The organism is Runella rosea (assembly GCF_003325355.1).
GTDB lineage: Bacteria > Bacteroidota > Bacteroidia > Cytophagales > Spirosomataceae > Runella > Runella rosea.
In genome coordinates this window covers 1-20,461 of record NZ_CP030852.1, presented here as the reverse complement: position 1 = coordinate 20,461, position 20,461 = coordinate 1, and the positions used below count along the sequence as shown (strand labels likewise).

Sequence of the window (20,461 nt, the reverse complement as noted above, 5' to 3'; positions counted from 1 at the left end):
GATATGGCAAAAGATTTCATGTCGGGTATCAAAAAAGCAACCGCTCAATTGCCCGGTTCAGCATTTTCTGAAGTGGAAAAAATAAAGAAACAACTCATCATTCTGGAAGAACTTCGTCAATTTATTACCCCGCTGACGACTGATGAATTGGCCATGCTAGAAGCAAATATCCTGAGTCAGGGATGTAAAGACCCGTTGGCTGTATGGGAAACAACCCGAAAAGTGGCGGGCTTGGATGATTCTGAGGAAGTGGCTTATGTACTCATTGATGGGCACAATCGATACACGATTTGCGAAAAATACACGATTGATTTTAAAATTGTACTTTTAAAGTTTGATGACCTTGAGAAAGTCAAGGATTACATGATTGACTTTCAACTAGGACGGCGAAATTTAAGCCCCGAGCAATTATCTTTTTTTAGGGGGCTGAGGTACAACCGCGAAAAAGGCCGCAAGGGAAAATACGACCGCGAAGAAGGGGGAATAGACATCTCAAAGCAGCTGGCCGACGAATACAAAGTAAGTCAGCGCACGATCAAAAACGACGGAAATTTTGCCAAGGGTATTTCAAAGTTTTCGCCAGAGCTACGTCAACAAGTATTGGCTGGTAACGCCGCTTTGAAGAAAACGACTATTCAGGAATTAGGCAAACGGGAAGATGTAGCCGAAGGAGCGTTTCAATCCTTCGAATCACTTTCTGAACCCTCCAAAACTGAATCATCTCCTTTTCTGGAAGAGTTGGCGCAACGAAAAAAGGAAGTAGCCCGAATTGCGACAAATATGGTTTCAAAGTCAGACTACGCACTGCTCGTGCAAAAGGTAAAAGAATTGAAAAAATATTTGTAATTTATTGATAATCATTGTTTTATCCATAAGTGCAAAACTTGCACATATGGATTTTCTTTCGGTTCAAAATAAAATCTTGGCAAAAAAACTCAGTAGCTTTTCCGTTATTCTCTTAAAAAAGATACGAATTAAACGTTTCTTAGATTATGTTTAAAAGAAATAAAAAACATTGCAAATAACTGATATACAGTATTTTAATCATAAGTGCAAAACTTGCACTTATGATTAAAACGTCAAAAGTTAAGTTTGCTTACGACATCACTCAAGATTTTAAATATACCTATTTGGCTTTCAAATCTAGGAAAAAGGTATATTCATTCGGTTGAATTAGTAGTTTTGCGTGAGTTATGAGGGAACCAACCCGTCTTTTATTCTAAAACGAAAGTTTATGTAGTAAATAAATCATCAAAAGCCATAGACGCTTCATTATAATCCGTTAAATCGTTTCTTTACTCAATGACCATCAATTTCTATCTTATATGCTAAAAGTCTCCTACACACTAATTGCTTCGTTGCTTTTCCTCTATTTAAACGGTACCCAACCGTGGAAGACAGAAACTCCGAAAAATTATACTAAAACAACCAGAATTGATTCCTTACGGAATGCAACAAGTTGGCCCGAAGAGCTGAATATTTCTAATTTTAGCAGCGCCGACATCACACCTAGCCCCGCATGTATTGCAGTAGCTCCTTCAGGGGAGGTGTATGTGGGGGTTGATAAAATGGGTTCACTCGGTAAAAAACCTGGCAACGGAAGTATTGTCAGATTGGTTGATACCAATAATGATGGAAAAATAGATCAACATACCACATATGCTTTGGCAGACAATCCGCGTGGAATTCTACCAATTGGCGACAGGGTGTATGTACTTCATACCGTATTTTCTAAAGAAACGGGAATTGCAACTGGGATGAATTTGGTGGTTTTTGAAGACAAAAACAATGATGGGGTGGCCGATGGCCCTTCATCTCTCCTCATTGAGCACATAAGTTCGCCCAAATTTCTTCAAAGTCGTGGTACCGACCACGCTACCAACGGAATCCGCATGGGGATTGATGGATGGATTTACATAGCAGTTGGGGATTTTGGTTTCCATAACGCTACCGACCGTTCAGGAAAAAAAATGACAATGTTGGGCGGGGGAATTGTCCGTGTTCGTCCTGATGGTACCGAGATGGAAGTATATACCCATGGCATGAGAAATATTTATGACGTAGCCATTGACCCGTACATGAATATTTTTGCCCGGGGCAATACCAACGATGGCGGCGGTTGGAACATTCGTTTCAGTAACCAAATTCAGTCTGGAGAATACGGTTATCCTGTGTTGTTCAAACATTTTACTGATGAAATCATCCCTGCACTGATTGACCTGGGCGGCGGCTCGGGAACAGGGGCACTGTTCATGGATGATGCAACCTGGCCCGCCAAATACAACAACGTACCTATGATGGCAGATTGGGGCCGTAGCCAGCTTTATATTCACCGCGTTACGCCAGATGGTGCCAGCTTTACTCAGCAAGAGGAGCCGTTTATAAAATTAGCCCAAATTACCGATATCGACATCGATGCTTCTGGGCGGGCTTATCTTTCAGCTTGGGATGGTGCGGGTTATTCTGGCAATCCTAAAAAAGGCTTTGTGGTGCGGGCCGTACCCAAAAACTGGGTTTACAAGCCTTTTGCTGACCTTAAAAAAGCGTCAGTAAGTAAGTTAACAGCCTACTTAGCTTCAGGTAGCGCAGTGGCTAGATTGGCGGCTCAGCAGGAATTGCTTACGCGTCCAACAAAAAAATACAGTAAGGCGGTTTGGAAATTAACTACCGACAAAAAGAAGCCGCTTGCGGCACGAGTAGCGGCGCTTTTTACGTATGCACAAGCCACAGGAGTTGAGGGTGTAGCGAATTTGCTCACACTAACCCAAGATGCCGATTTGAAAGAATTTGCGCTACGCGCATTGGCCGATCGTAAGGGGAATCTGACGTCTGTGCCAACGGAGCCTTTTCTCAATGGCTTAAAAGATTCTTCTCCTCGGGTTAGGGTAGCGGCTACGGTTGGACTGGGCCGTTTGGGTCGTTCAGAGGCCGCTGATGCGCTTTTGCAAGTGGCCGTTCCATCCACTTTTGCTGCCCCTGCCATTGGCACTGAAGGCCCCCACGCTACGCCAAATTCGGCCATTATTCCTGCACACATTGCAGTTCGGTCATTGGTGAGCCTAAATGCGATAGATGCCTGCGTAAAAGCCATTGGAACGGCCAACTCAACGATTGCCCTTTGGGCGTTGCGCTACATGCACGATTCAAAAGCTGCGAATGGGTTGATGGCTGCATACCAGCGTACAAATGATGAATCGTTAAAAAAACAAATCCTAACAACACTTTCGCGGATTTATAAAAAAGAAGCTGAATACGATGGATCTTGGTGGTGGAGTACGCGCCCCGATACCCACGGACCTTATTATAAGGCAATTACGTGGGAGTCTTCGGCAGCAATCAAAGATTTCTTGGTGGCGGAGTGGCAAAAATCGACCGATAAGCAGTTTTATATTGACCTCAATAGCCGTCATCGGATGGAAATCCCTGAGTTTGGAAAAGAAGAACCTGTTGCCGTGAAGGAAGAAGTAAAGGTCGATTTGGAAAAAATCAGAAATAAAAAAGGACAGGTAGGAGAGGCCTCGATTGAGGATGTTATGTTGGCCATGGCCAAATTTCAAGGAGATGCAGCGTTAGGGAAAACGATTTTTACCCAACAAGGCTGTATTGCCTGCCACAGCCTTTCAAAAGGCGAAGTAATGAAAGGCCCTTTCATGGGGCAAATTGGCTCCATCATGAATCGGGAACAGATTGCAGAATCTATCTTAAAACCTAATGCCTCAATTTCGCAAGGATTTTCTACGGTTCTCATCACCGCCAAGCGTAATAAAAGCTATATGGGCTTCATTACGGAAGAATCGGCCTCCAAAGTAGTATTGAGAGATATTACGGGGCAGGTTACAACCCTTAAAACATCTGACATTGTCAGTCGTAAAGAAATGGAAACGTCGATGATGCCTTCTGGGTTGGTCAATGCGCTTTCTTACGAAGAATTTGCCTCATTGCTGACTTTCCTTGCCCAACAAAAATAGCGTAACTTACCTAAAAAAATACAGATGAAAGCATCATTGACAGGTCTATTGATTCTACTCGGAGTCGTGGCTTTTGGGCAAAAAAAAGCCGATAAAGAAGAATGGAAACAATTGTTTAACGGTAAAAATCTCGACGGTTGGGATGTTAAAATTAGGGGATATGCCCTGAACGAAAATTTTGGCAACACCTTTCGGGTCGAGAATGGCAGCATGGTTGTGAGGTACGACGCTTATGATGATTTCAAACAACAATACGGTCACATTTTCTATAAAGGTGATTTTTCGTATTATCGAGTTGCCGTTGAATACCGTTTTGTGGGCGAGCAAGCCCCCAAAGGTGAAGGATGGGCCTGGCGCAATAGCGGCATCATGGTTCATGGTCAGCCCGCCGAAACCATGGGGTTAAGCCAAGATTTCCCAGCCTCCATCGAAGTACAGTTATTGGGTGGAAACGACAAAAAACGTACCACCTGCAACTTGTGTACGCCAGGTACAAACGTTGTCATTGACGGTAAATTAATCACGCAACATTGTATTAATTCTACTTCACAGACCTACAATGGCGATCAATGGGTACGGGCCGAAGTACTGGTATTGGGGGATTCACTGATTCAACATTTTGCCAATGGGGAAAAAGTGTTGGAATACAATAAACCCCAACTCGGAGGCGGTAACGTGAGCGGACACGACCCTGCACTGTTGGTCAACGGAAAACTATTAGAACACGGGTCAATCTCGCTCCAAAGTGAAAGTCACCCCGTTGAATTCCGTAAAGTTGAGCTGCTGGAGTTGAAAGGGTGTATGGATCCAAAGGCCAAAAATTACAAATCCTATTTTGTAAAGGCCGATAACTCGACCTGTGAATACAAAAGAAGGAGAAGAAAATAGTCACTTAAGCCCTTCATTTAAAGGTGTTTGTTGAAGTAGTTGTTTGCTTCAACAAACACCTTTTTTATTACAAAACATTGAAGGAAAGAATTACTCTAACACCCTGACGCTCACGTAAGAAGAACTATTGCCTGAGCAATACACGCGGTGAAAAGCTTTCTGAAAGTCACTGGCTTCCGCTTTATAAATATTTACAAACTTTTGAGGATTGCGGTCAACCAGTGGAAACCAACTGCTTTGGACCTGAATCATAATTTTGTGACCCTTTTTGAAGCGGTGGGCGGCGTCTTGCATGTCGAAGGCTACGTGCTCAATTTTATTGGGTACCATTGCCTCTGGCACCGTAAAACTCTTTCTAAATTTAGACCGCATGACTTCTCCACGTACCAATAATTGAAATCCGCCCATTGCTTTGCGCGGATTTTCAGGGCTATCGTTGGGGGCATTGCCCGGATATACGTCAATCAATTTTACCACAAAATCGGCGTCAGTACCCGTGGTTGATACAAAAAGATTGGCAAAAACATTGCCTGAAATGGCTACGTCCTCCGTCAAAACTTCCGATTCATACACCAGTACATCGGGGCGTTGGGCCGCAAATCGCTGGTCTTCGTACATAAAATCGCTTCCTCTGATATTTCTGATTTCTGCAGTGTAAGGAACTGGCTTTTCGGGGTCACTTAGGTATTCATTGAATGCGGGAGGAGCATTCAACTGCATCGTAGTGATGGTTGGCGAAAAAGAAAGACGACCGTCGGGGTGCAGATAGAGCTTTTTTTCAACCGTATTTTTGGGAGGCCATTGGTCGTATTTTTTCCATTCGTTGGAGCCAGTTTCAAAAATATAAGCTTTGGGCAACTCTGGATTTGGCTTGTCTTTCAGGTAGTGATTAAAAAAGGGTAATTCAATGTTTGTTTGGTAAAAATCACTTGTTCGAGAGCCAAATCGGATGTGACCCAACGATTCTCCCGTGCCCCGCGCCCATCCGCCGTGAATCCACGGACCCATGACCAATAGGTTGGGTGATTTTGGTTGGTTGCGTTCAATACCTGCGTACGCTTTTAGCGGTCCGTACAAATCTTCTTGGTCAAACCAACCTCCCACCACCATCACGGCGGGTTTAATGTTTTTCAGGTGCGGAACAGGGGTACGTGATTGCCAAAATTCATCGTACACTTCATGCTCCATCAACTGATTCCAGATGCGGTTTTCTCCCTTAAAAATCTTCTCATTTATGTTTTTGAGCGGACCTAGATTCTTATAAAATTCATAGCCATCTGGGGTACCGTAGGCCGAAAAACCAGGCTTCCCCTTGGGAGTGGGCGTTGGTCTTGGCGCACCGTAAGAAGAGATAAACGAAAATGTGCCCATCAGAAAAAATGCCCCGTTGTGGTGACGGTCATCGCCCATAAACCAATCAGTAACGGGGGCTTGTGGCGAAGAAGCTTTCAAGGCGGGATGTGCTTCGATGTTGGTCATGGTGGTATAATAACCGGGTGCCGAAATGCCCCAAGTACCCACCCGACCGTTGTTTCCTGCCACATTTTTGACTAACCAATCAATCGTATCAAAGGCGTCAGAGCTTTCGTCATTATCGGTTTTGTTTTTCTTGTTTGGAATAAACGGACGATAGGCTTCAAAGTCGCCTTCTGACATGTATTTTCCTCTAACATCTTGGTATACAAAAATATATCCATCGCGGGCGAAATGCATGGAAGGCCCCAGTGATGTTTTGTACAAGGTGTCGCCATACGGTGCCGAACTGTAAGGCGTACGACAAAGCATAATTGGGTATTTTGCCCCCGTCGATACATCCTTTGGAACATAAATAGAGGTAAATAGTTTGACCCCGTCACGCATGGGTACCATTTGCTCTAGTTTTGTATAATGCTGGCGCACGTAGATAGAATCTTCCTTGGCTTTTGTGAGTTGAGCCATCGAACTAGTGGCGTACAAAAGGAAGTAAAATAAAATCAACGTGAAGCCATTTTGAACGTTTGAGGTCAACCGACGCATGGAAAGTTTACTAAATAATGGGAGAGGAATGGAGGTAAATTTTAGTTTTTGCATAATGAAGTGAGAACAAAATATAATAATCTATAATCATCGCAATATACGGCTTCAACGCCTATTTTTAGCTAACAAAAGTGCTTTAACCTGTTTATTTTAAAGGTATTTATTAAAAAATCAGTTGTTTATTCTGTTGTTAATCAAGTAAAAGGAAAAAGTGTGTGCCCGCTAAAATTGAAAATACTTGCCTGAAGTAGTTGCTATGGTGGGCTAGCTATATTATGAAAGTGCCTAACAAAAGGTAGATTTTGGATAGATTCGTATTTTATTCAAAAAAAGCGATGAACAGAAGAGAAGCTATCAGTCACGTGGCGATTTTAATGGGTGGAGCATTTTCTGCGCCGACCCTTTTGGCGATGGAGCATAGGGATAATACTGCATTTACAAAAAGCGGAAGCGTATCGTTTCAATTAAATGATACTCAGCGACAAATTGTGGCGGAAGTGGCCGAGATGATTATTCCCAAAACCGATACGGCAGGAGCAAAGGAGGCCGACGTGCCTGCATTTATCGAATTGATGTTGAAAGATTGCTATCGCCAACCTGAGCAATTGAGTTTTTTGGAAGGGGTTCAGCAGCTACAAACGGCTGGTTTTTTAACCGAAAATGAGGCTCGTAGGAGCGAAATTCTCCATAAGATTGAAAATGAGACCAAAGAGCTAATGAAAGCCTACAACGTGCAACAGTCAAAAATGGGCGATAATGAAGACCGTGAATTGATGAAAACGCAGGTCAAAGGTCTTCCCTTTTGGCGATTGATGAAGGAACTAACCTTGCTTGGCTATTTTACTTCTGAAGTAGGCATTAAAGGCTCTTTTGAATATGTGCCGATTCCTGGAAAGCTGGAAGAAGTAAAGTTAAAACCCAACCAAAAAATCTACGCGTACTGATAAATGAGCCTGAAAATGAACTTAAACCTTGTGGTAGATAAAACCCACCGATTCGATGCAATCGTGGTAGGGTCGGGGATGACGGGCGGAATGGCAGCCAAAGAACTAACGGAAAAAGGCCTGAATGTGTTGATGATTGAACGTGGAAGAGAGGTAAAACACATCGAAGATTATGATACAGCCCTAAAAGCTCCGTGGGAGTTTGCGCACCGTGGGAAAGTCCCCGTGCATTCGGCGGAAGAATTATGGGCCAATAACCGCTTCGGCACATTGGCCAACGAAGAAACAGGCCCCTTTTTTACCAACGACAAACAAAATCCTTACATTGAAAAACGTCCTTTCGACTGGATTCGGGCCTATCATACGGGTGGTAAATCCATGCACTGGGGGCGACAGTCGTACCGCTGGAATAGGCAGGATTTTGAAGCAAATGCCAAAGAGGGCCTTGGCGTGGATTGGCCGATTCGGTATGAAGATTTGGCTCCTTGGTATACACACGCTGAGAAGTTTGTGGGTATCAATGGCCATAAAGACAATTTGGAGGTATTGCCAGACGGATTTTTTCTTCCTGCCATGCCAATGTATTCGCCTGAGCGTCATTTTACGGAAATGATGAAGAAAAAGCTCAATCGCCCCATCATTATCGGTCGCACCGCCAATCTGACCAAACCGCAGCCGTGGCACACTGCATTGGGAAGAGCCACTTGTCAATACCGAAATAAATGTGCTCGTGGCTGTCCTTATGGGGCGGTGTACAGTTCTTTGTCGGGTGCGATTCCCGCCGCGACCAAAACCAAACGACTTTCAATGCTGCACGATACGATTGTCACGGAAGTTTTGGTCGATGAGAAAAGCCAAAAAGCCAAAGGTGTGCGGGTTATTAATCAGAACACGATGGAAGTCAGTGAGTATTTTGCGAGCATACTTTTTCTAAATGCAGGTTCGATGAACACCGCCGCGCTGCTGCTGAATTCCAAATCGAGTCGTTTTCAGAATGGATTAGGCAATGACAGTGACCAAGTGGGACGCAATATAATGGACCACCATTTAGGGGTTGGGGCTAATGCCACGGTGGAAGGCTTTGAAGATGATATCGTCTTTGGCCAACGGCCCAATGCTCTCTACATTCCGAGATTCCGAAACTGGGGAGCAGACAAACAACCAAACTATTTGCGCGGCTTTGGGTACCAAGGCGGAGCAAGCCGCAGCGATTGGAAAAGGGGGGCTGGAATGGACGGTTTTGGCGCTAATTTCAAGAAAGAAATGACGCAACCAGGTACGTGGAACATCGGCTTTGGCGGCTTTGGTGAAGTGTTACCCAATCCTAATAATCGGATGTATCTTGACCCAGAAAAAAAAGACAAATGGGGCATTCCGATGATTGTGTTTGACGCCGCTTTTGGTGAAAATGAAATCGCGATGAGGAAAGACATTGCTAGCTCCGCAGCCGAAATGTTGGAAGCGGCTGGGTTCAAAAACATAACTACTTATAACCGTCCCGAAGTCCATTTGGGTTTAGGTATTCATGAAATGGGCACCGCCCGCATGGGAAAAGATCCCAAAACTTCTGTATTGAATAAGCACAATCAGTTACATGCCTGCAAAAACGTGTTTGTCACCGACGGGGCCGCCATGGCTTCTTCATCGTGCGTCAATCCTTCCCTGACCTACATGGCCCTGACCGCCCGCGCCGCTGATTTTGCGGTAACTGAACTTAAAAAGAAGAATTTGTAAAAAATAACCTGTCAGAACCTTAAAATCTAACCCAGAAGTTTACGCTTCTGGCAGGTTGATGTTGTTGCATAATTGGCCGCTCCTAATAGCCATGAAGTGTACATAATCCGTCTATTCTGACCTTTGTGGGTAGGATGATTTGTGAAATTGTTTGCGCTTAATTTGAGGTGATAAGTTAAGCGCAAACAATTTGTAATTGCTTGAATTTGAGATAATTAATTTGTTAAAATTCAGTGATATACCATTCAGGAATGTGCCTCAACTCGTCCATTTTTCTCATCCATACGGTTGTAAAAACCTACTGTTTTTTGTAACTTGCAGAAATACACGTTACAATTACAACCCTCGTACGGTGAAAAAAGCGGCTAAACTGATTGGTTTCATAGGCATTTTAACCCTGTATAGCTTTATATTAAGCTTATACAGTGGGAATGCTTTTGTCAATCATTCCGCAGATTTGCAACTTGCTGATAATCAGAGTAAACACAATAGTTCGGTACAATTACCAGATCTATTTTGCCTCACTGCGCACGCCGAAATATCAGTTGCGCCTCTACAATCCCCTTCGTTTCCTCGTCCCGAAAACTTTCTAAACAGATTTTGGGCTTGCTTCAAAACCGCTGAGCAGTTATTTGATACGACCTTTTCTCAGTACAGTTTCTTTTCCCTCAATCTATTGGTTCGTTTAGAGCGGACCGACATCATTTTCCCTTTCCATTACTTCTGGTAATTAAGTTTTTAAACTTTCGTGACTTCGTAATATTTATTTTTTGCAGAAATGGCATTGGCTGCCGTCTCTGTAGCGATTGTGTATTTAAAATTTAAAAGACTAAAAAATGGATTTAGGAGCTTCAATCGTAGGTATGATTGTCATACTTATCTGTATCATACCGTTTGTTTTAATAAGTATAAATAATCGTAAAAAAGGCGAGGAACTACGCCAAAGGCTTTTCGATTTTGCCAAAAAGAGCAATTTTACTGTCAGCAGATTTGATTCATGGCATCGTTCAAGCATTGGAATTGATGACCAAAATGGCGTAATTTTCTTTACAAGAACCGTGAAGGACCAAGCGTTTTCACAACAAATTAACCTCTCTGAAATTCAAAAATGCCGGGTGATAATCACCCGAAAAACAACCAGTAGTTCGGGTGGAATCGAAAAACTAGAATTGGCATTAACATACCAGAATAAACAAAAACCAGACGTTATTTTGGAATTTTATAATACTGCTCATGATAGTTTGACATTATCTGGGGAGCTGCAAATGGTAGAAAAATGGTGTAAGATTGTCAATGACAAAATTCCAGAAGTGACCTCTCTACGATAAATTTCTCCTCCCCAACAAGGTTGCTAAGCGACTCTGTTGGGGATAAAATTCACACCCATCCATTTCAAAATATAAAAAATATGAATTCGTTTTTGACCAAAATAATCACCCAAACGATTCTTAGAAATAAGAAATCACTGGTTGGCCAACAGAAGTATTCAGATTTTGTTCTGGCCAAAGGCTTCCGCGAACTCAAGATTAATGTTGTCCGATATTTCAAAGACTTTATCTTGGTTTGCCTCGGTATTGCGTCGGCAGCCTTTGGGTTGGAAAGTTTTTTAATTCCCAATAGTTTCATCGATGGAGGTGCCACCGGAATATCACTCCTTATTACAAAGCTGACGGGTATACCTCTCGCTGTTTTATTAGTACTGATAAATTTACCGTTTGTCTTCCTCGGTTATATCGTCATCGGCAAACAATTTGCGGTCAAAACGGCCCTCGCCATTGCGGGTTTAGCGGTTTGCGTAGCGACCGTACATTTTCCCGAAATAACCAACGATAACTTGTTAGTGGCGGTTTTTGGCGGGTTTTTTCTGGGAGCAGGAATCGGTTTATCCGTGAGGGGTGGAGCAGTGATTGATGGGACAGAAGTCTTGGCTATTTTTCTAAGCCGTAAATTTGGCACCACAATCGGTGATGTTATCATCATGATTAACATTGTCATTTTTTCAGCAGCTGCCTACTTTCTTTCCATCGAAACGGCCCTTTATTCAATGATTACGTATTTGGCCGCTTCCAAAACGCTAGATTTTGTCATTGAGGGTATTGATGAATACACGGGCGTTACCATTATTTCGGTTCATAACGAAGAAATTCGCCAAATGATTATCAATGAAATGGGCAGAGGCGTAACGGTCTATAAAGGAAAACGCGGCTACGGAAAAAGCGGAGAAACGGGTGAATTTGATATTATTTACACGGTGATTACCCGTTTGGAGCTTAATAAATTGAACACCGAGATTCAAACCATTGATCCCAATTCTTTCGTTGTCATGAGCAGTGTAAAGGATACCAAAGGTGGGATGATTAAAAAGCGCTCTTTGAAGCACTGATAAAGGTTTGTAAAAAAACATACCGTTTTGTTGCACGGGGAGTAGCCTCGACTACTCCCCCTGAGTGCTAATGAATTATTTTTTGTCGTTCAACCCCAACTTCAGGGCAATAAACTCTCTTTTTAGTCCACGAATTTCATTCAGTATTTCCCCAATTGGAGCCTCCTGTTCGGGCTCTGGAAGGTCAGAACTCATAAAAAGGCTAAATTCCCATATCTCCAAGACCTCTTCCAATTTTAAATCATAGGGAGCATAAAGCTTATTTAAGGAGGTGAGTGTCAGGGACGGATCGGCGGTTTGGGCGGAGGGTTTAGACGTTACTATTTTGAAAACAATATCTTCTTTGGTGATGATAATATAAGCATTGTTTTCGCGGACACTAAACCAGTTATGAACGTGAGAACCAAGTACATACGAGCCATCAGGAATAGGATACATAGAGTCGCCTTCTATCTGAAACATACGAAACTTCTGATTTGTGGGGAGCATTGGTAACCGAAACTGTACCAGCTCGGAAATAAAATCGGCGTCTTCGTGCCCTCCGCCAATATATCCTGCTTTGGCTTTTTTGGGCACCAATTCTACGTTATCAAGGTTGTCGTTGCCCACTGATATGGGCAGGATGCGTAAGTTAAGACCCTTGGCATTTTTAAGGTGAGCGTTAAAGATTTCATCCAGTTGGCTGGCATTCATGGTTGCCAAATTCTTTCTTACCAACGTCTCCAGACTTACCTTAAAAATATCGGCCAAACGCAGAAGAACCTCCATCGGTGGCATTGAACGGCCGCGTTCGTATTGTGAATAGCTTCCCCGCCCAATTTGTACTGCATCGGCGATATCATTCTGACTTTTATGTTCTTTGTTCCTGAGGAAAACTAAGTTTGAAGATACGTACATGATACAAATGGTTACGTGACAAATGTACAAATGGTTGGATGAATACCCAAATAGTATCCTATTAATTGGTACACAAAAAAATATCCCAAAAAAAGCATAGTAAATACTTGTATATGATACATATTGTATCATATATTTGCAACAATAAGTATCAAAAATAATTGTCTGATGCACAAGCTCAAATCTTTAGCGATACGGTTTTGGGTACAGTCGTCCGAAGTGCTTTAAGTTCAAAATTTAAAACAACAATACGATGGATTGGCTACCTAACAAACGAAATGTATTTAAGGTATGGGATGGAAAAAGAATGCATCTGTCGCCCGTTAAGCTTACACTTGATGGATTGCCTGTGCAACTTCATATTGACGAAGGCTTGAAACTTATCTTACCAGACGGCTCCGCCTTTCAGTCCAATTCGAAATCAAAACGGTTTATCGAATTACAGTATATTGGCTTTAGTGACAAAAACGGTGAAAATCTTTTCGAAGCAGATATTGTCAACTTTAACGGGCAACCTTGCGTCATTCTTTGGAATCAGTTTTCTAAAGCCTATCATTTTTATACCGTCAAAGACAATAAACTTCATTTAGAAGGCCCGGTTAGAAGTTTGCATGAAAAAGAAATTGAGATACTAGGTAATATTTTAGAGAATCCTGAATTCATAAAACCATTTCGGGTACAAATAAACAATTCCTTCAATAATCCTCGACGCATGGCGGGATAGTTGCCGAGCTAGTTCATTTTCGTTTCCCTTTCTAGACTCAATATTCGACTGTTGTTGAATGACAGCTTTATTTATTTTCAATATTATTACTTACGATAAGGTTTAATTATCATAACTAATGATTATTTTTGATTTTCACCCCTTTTTTGACGCAATGAAAGAAAACACTGTTTCTCAAAATGTTCAAGCAACTTCGCCAAATACCCAACTTCCTCATGTGCTCGTTGGAAAAGTAGCTGATTATGTCCGTAAAGGCTTGGAAGGGTCAGACAATACCCAACGGGCTTATAGATCGGATGTTTACTATTTTATAGAATGGTGTCGTGAAAATGGACAAAGTGAATTCCCTGCAACTACCCCGACTCTGTCAGCGTATGTGTCTCACTTGGCCGATACGCACAAGTGGGCGAGCATCAATCGTAAATTAGCGGCCATACGGAAGTTGCACGAATTGAATAATGTAGAACTACCCACCAATGACCGGGGTTTTAAGGCGGTCATGGAGGGCATCAAACGAACCAAAGGCATTCGCCAAAAACAGGCTCCCGCATTTCAAATGAATGAATTAAAGAAAGTTTTACGAACAATGGAGACCGAAACCCACGCTGGAATGCGTGATAAAAGCCTGATTCTTTTGGGCTTTGCGGGAGCCTACCGACGTTCAGAATTGGTGGATTTAAACATCGAAAATGTTGAATTTAACGAAGATGGAGCAATCATAACCTTGACCAAAAGTAAGACAAATCAATACGGAGAAGCAGAGGAAAAAGCTTTTTTTTACAGCCCAGAAGCAAGTTTATGTCCCATTAGGAATTTAAAAAACTGGATAATGAGACTAGAGCGCACCACTGGCCCACTGTTTGTAAGAGTACGGAAGGGCGACCGACTTACGACCGACCGACTCAACGATATGACGGTCTACACTACGGTCAAAAAATACTTAGGAGAAAAATATTCGGCGCACTCCTTGCGGGCTTCTTTTATCACCATTGCAAAAATCAACGGTGCCAATGATTCTGAAATTATGCGCCAAAGTAAGCATAAAACAAGTTTGATGATTCAGCGATACACCCGAATTGAGGACATCAAAAAGCACAATGCCGCCACAAAATTAGGTCTTTAAAGCCGCCTGAGAATTGAATATTTTCTGAGTCAAAGTAGTTAGCCTTAATTTAGACAGTTCTCAGGCAGTTTTCAGGCCTATAATTTTACTGATTTACCATTGTCGTAACACGTGTCCCAATCAATTCGATGGATTTCATCAGCTTTAAATGCGATAATCCGGCATTGTCCATCTGGAAAGTTAATCGAGAAATACCACCAAGTGCTTCGCTGTGGCGCAGAATTTTTTCGGCTACTTCTTCAGGATTACCAATGAGCAACGCCCCCTGCGGGCCTCTTTGGGCGTCAAAATGTTCTCTTCTAACGGGTGGCCACCCCCGTTCTTTGCCGATTCGGGTAAAAGTTTCGGCGTAACCTGGATAAAAATCGTCAATGGCTTCTTCGGTTGTATTTGCCACGTATCCAATAGAATGTAAGCCTACTTTTAATTTTTCTGGGGCGTGGCCTGCCCTTCTTCCCGCTTCACGGTACAAATCTATTAGCGGTCGAAAACGGTGCGTTTCACCCCCAATCACAGCCACCATCAGCGGCAAACCGAGTACCCCAGCTCGTACAAATGACTGAGGCGTTCCGCCTACGCCCAACCAGATAGGGAACGGATCTTGTTGTGGTCTTGGGTAAATGGGTTGGTTTTTGAGTGCAGGTCGGAATTTTCCAGACCACGTAACCGTCTCATTGTCACGGATGTTAAGCAACAATTCTAGCTTTTCTGAGAAAAGCGCATCGTAATCCTGAAGGTTAAGCCCAAACAAAGGAAAGGCTTCGGTAAATGAACCCCGCCCTACGACCATTTCGGCCCGACCTTGAGAAATCAAATCAAGGGTTGCAAAGTTTTGGAAAACCCGCACAGGGTCAGCGGCGCTGAGCACCGTAACCGCGCTCGTTAGGCGGATTTGTTTGGTACGGGCTGCTGCCGCCGCCAAAATTAGTGCAGGGGCCGAGTCAAGAAACTCCTTGCGGTGGTGTTCTCCAATACCAAACACATCAAGTCCTGCCTGATCTGCCTGTTCGATACGATCCAATAATCGGGCCATTGCCTCGGCACTTGTACTTCCTGCACCCGTCGAGTTGATGGTTACCGCGGCAAAACTGTCAATTCCAATTTCCATTTTTTAGTTTACAATTTTGTTGATTTGTTCAATGCCAAACACCGTCGTATCGCTTCTTTTTTGAAAATCGCCGCCACCATACACCAAGTTTAGTTGGGCATCAGGGGCTATTTTTTTGAAATAATGGAGACCTTTAAAAAATCATTGTTGATGGTTTTTCCCGATTTTATCTCCACGGCTTTTAGTTGCGTCCCTTCTTGTATCAGTAAATCTACTTCGTTTTGACTATAATCACGCCAAAAATAAAACCTTGGCCGAGCACCTGCATTGAGCACATCTTTTTGTAATTCATTAATAATCAGGTTTTCAAACAGTGTTCCTTTGGCGAAATGTAGGTTTAGGTCATCCGTAGATTTTATTCCTAGTAAATACGCCGCTAATCCTGTATCATAAAAATACACCTTAGGCGTACCCACTACTCGCTTATTAAAATTTTGAAAATAAGGTTGTAAACGAAAAGCGATAAAAGAAGTTTCCAAGACGGAAAGCCACGAATTCATGGTTTTGTTGTCAAGTCCTAGTTCGATTCCCAAACTATTTTGGTTGAATAACTGCCCGATTCGGCCCGCCAGTAGCTGAATAAAGCGCTGGAAAAGTCCCAAATCCAAAATGTTTTTTACCTGACGAACGTCCCTTTCAATATAAGTACGCAGGTAATTCTCATAAAATGTATCTGCTTCAATATCATCGACGCGTTTGCGCGGATAGGAGCCGTCTATCAGGTATTGCTCCCAGTTTTGAGACTGATATTTGGTGTTTTTGAGTTCATTCCATGAAAAAGGTAAAAGATGAAATACCGCAACTCGTCCTGCCAATGATTGGGTAATTTTTTCCATCAGCAGAAAATTTTGGGAACCCGTCAAAATGTATTCTCCTTTTCGGTTTCGTTCGTCAGTGTACACTTGCAAGTATGAAAACAATTCGGGTACGTACTGCACTTCATCCAGAATGACGCCGTCTTGGTATTGGGTCAAAAATCCTTGTGGGTCGGATTGGGCAAATTGACGAATGCTCAAATTTTCCAGACTTACATACTGATAATCAGGCCTTACCATTTTTGCAAGCGTTGTTTTGCCCGACTGCCTTGGACCCGTAATACTCACAATTGGGTATTTTTCCAACAACGTATTTATTTTAGATGCGAGGTGTCGTTGAATCATTTTCGTACATTTAGGAATTAAATTCCTAAATGTACGAAAAACAGGTTTTATTTAGAAAAAAACCATTATAAATTACTTTTTATCTAACGCATAACATCACGCGTCGAAAAAACGCCCTATCGTAGAAATTAGACCATTTCTTAGTATAAGTGCGCATATAAAAGCTTTTTATGGATGGTTCAAAATTATACTGAATCGGCTTAGTCCATAACCTAAAACACATTCACACGACCTTCTATTCCCAGTATCCACTACCCGGACGCAAATTGTATGAAAAAGAGAAATGTAAAGGCTTTACTCAGTCCCATTTTAGTCGTAATTTCTATGGCCCTTGGGTCAGTACTTGCCCAAAGTCAGTCTAAAACAAGCACAATTTTTGAACTTAAAGACAATGACCGAGTTGTATTTCTAGGAAATTCGTTGTTTGAAAATGAATTTCAATATGGTTATTTGGAGTTAGCCCTCACCACGCGGTGGCCGGGTCATAATGTAACATTCAGAAATTTGGGTTGGACAGGCGATAATGTTTGGGGAGAAGCGCGGAGTACTTTTACCAATCCTCCGACCCCTTATGAGCACCTTATGCAGCAAATCACCAAAGCACAACCAACCGTAGTTTTTGTGGCTTATGGGGGTGTAGAAGCGCAGGAAGGTGAGGCAGGTCTGCCGCGTTTTAGGGAAGGCCTCTCCAAGTTGCTTGACAAAATAGATTCTCTCGGGGCAAAGTCTATCTTGCTGTCTCCGATTCCAGTCAGGTACGAAGATGCGGCTGCAAACGTAGAAAAACGAAATGCAAATCTGGTGGTTTACGCTTCTGCAATCGAAAAATTGGCTTCTGAACGCGGCAAAATGTTTATTGATATTTACAAACCCATTGAAGAAATGAGCAAAAAAACGAGCATTTTGGAAAATGGTGTTCACTTGAATGAGGCGGGTTATTATTACTTGGCCGAAGTACTAGAAAAGAACCTTGGATTGGATCCCCAACCAAAACCCGTTAGCATTGCAGTGACAAAAGATAACGTTGAGGCGGTAGCAACGGCTAAAATGCTAGACGCTGATGTAAAGAACGGAATGCTAAAATTTACCGCCGAGGAGCGCTTTTTGCCCCTTCCATTTCCGACAAATAATACTTCGATTCTCACCAAAGGACAGATAATCAAGGTTACAGGGTTAAAAAAAGGTTTTTATACCCTGACTGCGGATAATCAGCAAGTGATTACGGCGTCGGACAAAAAATGGGCTGAAGGGATAGAAATTACCCAAGGTCCGTCCTTCAACCAAGTAAGTAAATTGCGGGAAATGATTTTGAAAAAAAATGAGCAATTCTTTTTTCAATACCGCCCCCTGAATCGAACGTACATTCTAGGGTTTCGCTCGTACGAACAGGGCCGACACGCCAAGGGCCTCGAAGACCAAAGTCTCATCATGAAATGGCTTGAAGGACAAATTGCCCTGCACAGCACTCCGAAGCCTATCGTGTATCAACTTTCTCCAGTAAAGTAGTATAAAAGATTTAAAGTTATTATGCAAAGGTTCAGCTTTTTCAACTCGTCCAACACCACACTTGTTTTTATTAAACGGTTTATTTTCATTCCTTTATCTCTGCTCATTACATCTACGGTTCACCAAGACGACCGCAAGGCAAATCCCGAACCAGATGTGGAGAGAGAACTTCGTTCGTTTAAAGTAGCGGAAGGATTTGAAGTAACATTGTTTGCCGCCGACCCGCTCGTGGCCAAGCCCATCCAAATGAACTGGGACGCCGACGGACGCTTGTGGGTGGTGAGTAGTACCGCCTATCCTCACCTCAAAACGGGGGAAGAAGCCAACGATAAAATTTTTGTAATCGAAGATACCGACGGCGACGGTAAGGCCGATAAGTCGACTGTTTTTGCCGAAGGGTTAATCACACCCACGGGAATATTGCCAGGAGATGGGGGTGTGTACGTGGCGAATTCCACCGAAATTCTACATTTTTCTGATACTGATGGCGATGGAAAAGCCGACAAAAGACGCCGCATTTTGAATGGTTTTGGTACGGCCGATACGCACCACCTCATTCACACGTTCCGTTGGGGCCCCGAGGGGCGGCTTTATTTTAACCAGTCTATCTATATCTATAGCCACGTCGAAACGCCGTTTGGAACCAAGCGCCTCGAAGGCGGTGGCGTGTGGCAGCTCAACACCAAAAATCTCGACATGGATGTCTATGCCCGTGGGTTGATTAATCCGTGGGGGTTGCAATTTGACCGTTGGGGACAATCCTTCCTGACCGACGGTGCGGGTGGCGAAGGCATTAACTATGCTTTTCCAGGAGCTACTTTCGTAACCGCCCCAGGCGCAGCCCGAATCATTCGTGGCCTGAATCCAGGTCAACCTAAACACAGCGGGTTGGACATTGTTTCGGGCCGACACTTGCCTGAGTCGTGGCAGGGAAGCTTGATTACCAACGATTTTCGTGCCAACCGTATCAATCGATTCAAACTAGAAGAACAAGGAAGTGGGTATGCTTCTAAGCAGGTTGAAGACCTGATGTGGACAGATAATGTGGCCTTTCGTCCAGTTGATATTTCGGTGGGACCCGACGGTGCCATTTATGTAGCTGATTGGTATAACCCGATTATCCAACACGGTGAAGTGGATTTTCATGACCCGCGTCGCGACCAGCAGCATGGTCGTATCTGGCGTATTGTGGCAAAAAACCGCACGTTAGTTAAAAAACCGCAGTTGAGCAAAGCTTCGGTGACTGAACTCTTGGAAGCACTCAAACTGCCCGAGGACTGGACCCGGGCGCAGGCCAAGCAGGTATTGAAAGCCCGTGGGGCTACAGAAGTGCTTCCTGCTCTGCAAAAATGGGTTCAAAACTTAGATAAAAATGACACCAACTATGAACATCAGTTGTTGGAAGCACTTTGGGTTTACCAAACGCTCGACACTGTCAATGAACCGCTACTTTTGACTTTATTGAACGCGCAAAACCACAAAGCGCGTGCGGCGGGCCTACGGGCGCTTGGGCTTTGGTATTCTAAAATAACGAATCCCGTTTCCCTCTTGACAAAGGCCGTGACCGACCCCCATCCGCAGGTGCGTTTGGAAGCTGTAATTGGACTTCGCAATGCAAAAACCGCCGAATCGGCCCGTACGGCGCTCTCGGTATTGGATAATTCAATGGATGAGTTTCTGGATTTTGCCCTTTGGCAAACCGTTCGTGAATTAGAACCATTGTGGGCAGCGCGTCTGAAAACTACGCCTGATTTCTTTGGAGATGCCAAAAAGACGGTTTTTGCCCTCAAATCAACCAGTAGTACCGAAGCGGTTTCGCAACTAGCAAAGTTATATCAAGCCGACCGAGTGCCGGAGGAATACCGCAACGATGTCTTGGCATCCATTTCCAAGTTTGGTAAAGCGGCAGATTTGACCATTCTTTTTGACAAAGCTGTAGAAGGAAACATAACTAAAAATAAACAAGTTGCGGCACAATTAACCGCGCTGGAGGATGCCGCCCGCCGAGGG

Annotated in this window: 15 protein-coding genes; 11 read left to right on the top strand and 4 right to left on the bottom strand. The window is 43.3% G+C overall.

What is annotated here, in order from left to right:
- Nucleotides 1-3 precede the first annotated feature (3 nt).
- The 3 genes from DR864_RS28735 (at nt 4) to DR864_RS28725 (ending at nt 4,856) form a co-directional block, all read left to right on the top strand.
- On the top strand, nt 4-846 hold the full coding sequence (locus tag DR864_RS28735) for a ParB N-terminal domain-containing protein (protein ID WP_114070594.1): 843 nt from the start codon (nt 4-6) through the stop codon (nt 844-846).
- A 479-nt stretch (nt 847-1,325) separates the two neighbouring features.
- Nucleotides 1,326-3,968, top strand: a complete 2,643-nt coding sequence (locus DR864_RS28730; RefSeq protein WP_114070593.1) for a DUF7133 domain-containing protein — start codon at nt 1,326-1,328, stop codon at nt 3,966-3,968.
- Between the two features lie 24 nt (nt 3,969-3,992).
- Nucleotides 3,993-4,856, top strand: coding sequence for a 3-keto-disaccharide hydrolase (locus tag DR864_RS28725; protein ID WP_114070592.1), 864 nt, complete (start codon nt 3,993-3,995; stop codon nt 4,854-4,856).
- A gap of 90 nt (nt 4,857-4,946) precedes the next feature.
- Here the strand turns inward: DR864_RS28725 and DR864_RS28720 are convergent, their stop codons facing one another.
- Nucleotides 4,947-6,794 (bottom strand): CocE/NonD family hydrolase, encoded by a 1,848-nt coding sequence (locus tag DR864_RS28720; protein ID WP_374755798.1) that lies wholly within the window; start codon nt 6,792-6,794, stop codon nt 4,947-4,949.
- Nucleotides 6,795-7,207: 413 nt separating this feature from the next.
- Here DR864_RS28720 and DR864_RS28715 point away from each other — a divergent pair, with 413 nt between their 5' ends.
- From DR864_RS28715 to DR864_RS28700, 4 genes are all read left to right on the top strand, one after another.
- Nucleotides 7,208-7,816, top strand: coding sequence for a gluconate 2-dehydrogenase subunit 3 family protein (locus DR864_RS28715; protein ID WP_114070591.1), 609 nt, complete (start codon nt 7,208-7,210; stop codon nt 7,814-7,816).
- A gap of 15 nt (nt 7,817-7,831) precedes the next feature.
- On the top strand, nt 7,832-9,550 hold the full coding sequence (locus DR864_RS28710; RefSeq protein WP_114070646.1) for a GMC oxidoreductase: 1,719 nt from the start codon (nt 7,832-7,834) through the stop codon (nt 9,548-9,550).
- An 836-nt stretch (nt 9,551-10,386) separates the two neighbouring features.
- On the top strand, nt 10,387-10,878 hold the full coding sequence (locus tag DR864_RS28705; protein ID WP_114070590.1) for a hypothetical protein: 492 nt from the start codon (nt 10,387-10,389) through the stop codon (nt 10,876-10,878).
- Between the two features lie 80 nt (nt 10,879-10,958).
- Nucleotides 10,959-11,933: a YitT family protein gene (locus tag DR864_RS28700; RefSeq protein WP_114070589.1), complete on the top strand. Its 975-nt coding sequence runs from the start codon at nt 10,959-10,961 to the stop codon at nt 11,931-11,933.
- Nucleotides 11,934-12,008: 75 nt separating this feature from the next.
- Here the strand turns inward: DR864_RS28700 and DR864_RS28695 are convergent, their stop codons facing one another.
- On the bottom strand, nt 12,009-12,830 hold the full coding sequence (locus tag DR864_RS28695; protein ID WP_162794279.1) for an XRE family transcriptional regulator: 822 nt from the start codon (nt 12,828-12,830) through the stop codon (nt 12,009-12,011).
- Between the two features lie 253 nt (nt 12,831-13,083).
- On the opposite strand from DR864_RS28695, the gene DR864_RS28690 reads away from it, so the two are divergent.
- On the top strand, nt 13,084-13,554 hold the full coding sequence (locus DR864_RS28690; protein ID WP_114070587.1) for a YopX family protein: 471 nt from the start codon (nt 13,084-13,086) through the stop codon (nt 13,552-13,554).
- A gap of 154 nt (nt 13,555-13,708) precedes the next feature.
- Nucleotides 13,709-14,677, top strand: coding sequence for a tyrosine-type recombinase/integrase (locus tag DR864_RS28685; RefSeq protein ID WP_114070645.1), 969 nt, complete (start codon nt 13,709-13,711; stop codon nt 14,675-14,677).
- An 85-nt stretch (nt 14,678-14,762) separates the two neighbouring features.
- Here DR864_RS28685 and DR864_RS28680 read toward each other — a convergent pair whose 3' ends face one another.
- Nucleotides 14,763-15,785, bottom strand: coding sequence for an LLM class flavin-dependent oxidoreductase (locus DR864_RS28680; protein ID WP_114070586.1), 1,023 nt, complete (start codon nt 15,783-15,785; stop codon nt 14,763-14,765).
- Between the two features lie 107 nt (nt 15,786-15,892).
- Entirely contained in the window at nt 15,893-16,945 is a 1,053-nt protein-coding gene (locus tag DR864_RS28675; RefSeq protein WP_229599612.1) for an ATP-binding protein, read from the bottom strand.
- A 270-nt stretch (nt 16,946-17,215) separates the two neighbouring features.
- Between DR864_RS28675 and DR864_RS28670 the strand changes: the two genes are divergently transcribed.
- Nucleotides 17,216-18,451, top strand: coding sequence for an SGNH/GDSL hydrolase family protein (locus DR864_RS28670; protein ID WP_114070585.1), 1,236 nt, complete (start codon nt 17,216-17,218; stop codon nt 18,449-18,451).
- A gap of 21 nt (nt 18,452-18,472) precedes the next feature.
- Nucleotides 18,473-20,461 (top strand): PVC-type heme-binding CxxCH protein (locus tag DR864_RS28665; RefSeq protein WP_205319307.1); only part of this gene is annotated, 1,989 nt, incomplete at its 3' end.

Excerpts from the sequence above, each read along its gene's own strand:
- DR864_RS28690 (WP_114070587.1), top strand. The coding sequence starts at position 13,084 with ATGGATTGGCTACCTAACAAACGAAATGTATTTAAGGTATGGGATGGA.
- DR864_RS28695 (WP_162794279.1), bottom strand. The coding sequence starts at position 12,830 with ATGTACGTATCTTCAAACTTAGTTTTCCTCAGGAACAAAGAACATAAA.
- DR864_RS28720 (WP_374755798.1), bottom strand. The coding sequence starts at position 6,794 with ATGGCTCAACTCACAAAAGCCAAGGAAGATTCTATCTACGTGCGCCAG.
- DR864_RS28735 (WP_114070594.1), top strand. The coding sequence starts at position 4 with ATGGCAAAAGATTTCATGTCGGGTATCAAAAAAGCAACCGCTCAATTG.
- DR864_RS28700 (WP_114070589.1), top strand. The coding sequence starts at position 10,959 with ATGAATTCGTTTTTGACCAAAATAATCACCCAAACGATTCTTAGAAAT.
- DR864_RS28685 (WP_114070645.1), top strand. The coding sequence starts at position 13,709 with ATGAAAGAAAACACTGTTTCTCAAAATGTTCAAGCAACTTCGCCAAAT.
- DR864_RS28670 (WP_114070585.1), top strand. The coding sequence starts at position 17,216 with ATGAAAAAGAGAAATGTAAAGGCTTTACTCAGTCCCATTTTAGTCGTA.
- DR864_RS28680 (WP_114070586.1), bottom strand. The coding sequence starts at position 15,785 with ATGGAAATTGGAATTGACAGTTTTGCCGCGGTAACCATCAACTCGACG.
- DR864_RS28715 (WP_114070591.1), top strand. The coding sequence starts at position 7,208 with ATGAACAGAAGAGAAGCTATCAGTCACGTGGCGATTTTAATGGGTGGA.
- DR864_RS28730 (WP_114070593.1), top strand. The coding sequence starts at position 1,326 with ATGCTAAAAGTCTCCTACACACTAATTGCTTCGTTGCTTTTCCTCTAT.
- DR864_RS28710 (WP_114070646.1), top strand. The coding sequence starts at position 7,832 with ATGAACTTAAACCTTGTGGTAGATAAAACCCACCGATTCGATGCAATC.
- DR864_RS28725 (WP_114070592.1), top strand. The coding sequence starts at position 3,993 with ATGAAAGCATCATTGACAGGTCTATTGATTCTACTCGGAGTCGTGGCT.
- DR864_RS28705 (WP_114070590.1), top strand. The coding sequence starts at position 10,387 with ATGGATTTAGGAGCTTCAATCGTAGGTATGATTGTCATACTTATCTGT.
- DR864_RS28675 (WP_229599612.1), bottom strand. The coding sequence starts at position 16,945 with ATGATTCAACGACACCTCGCATCTAAAATAAATACGTTGTTGGAAAAA.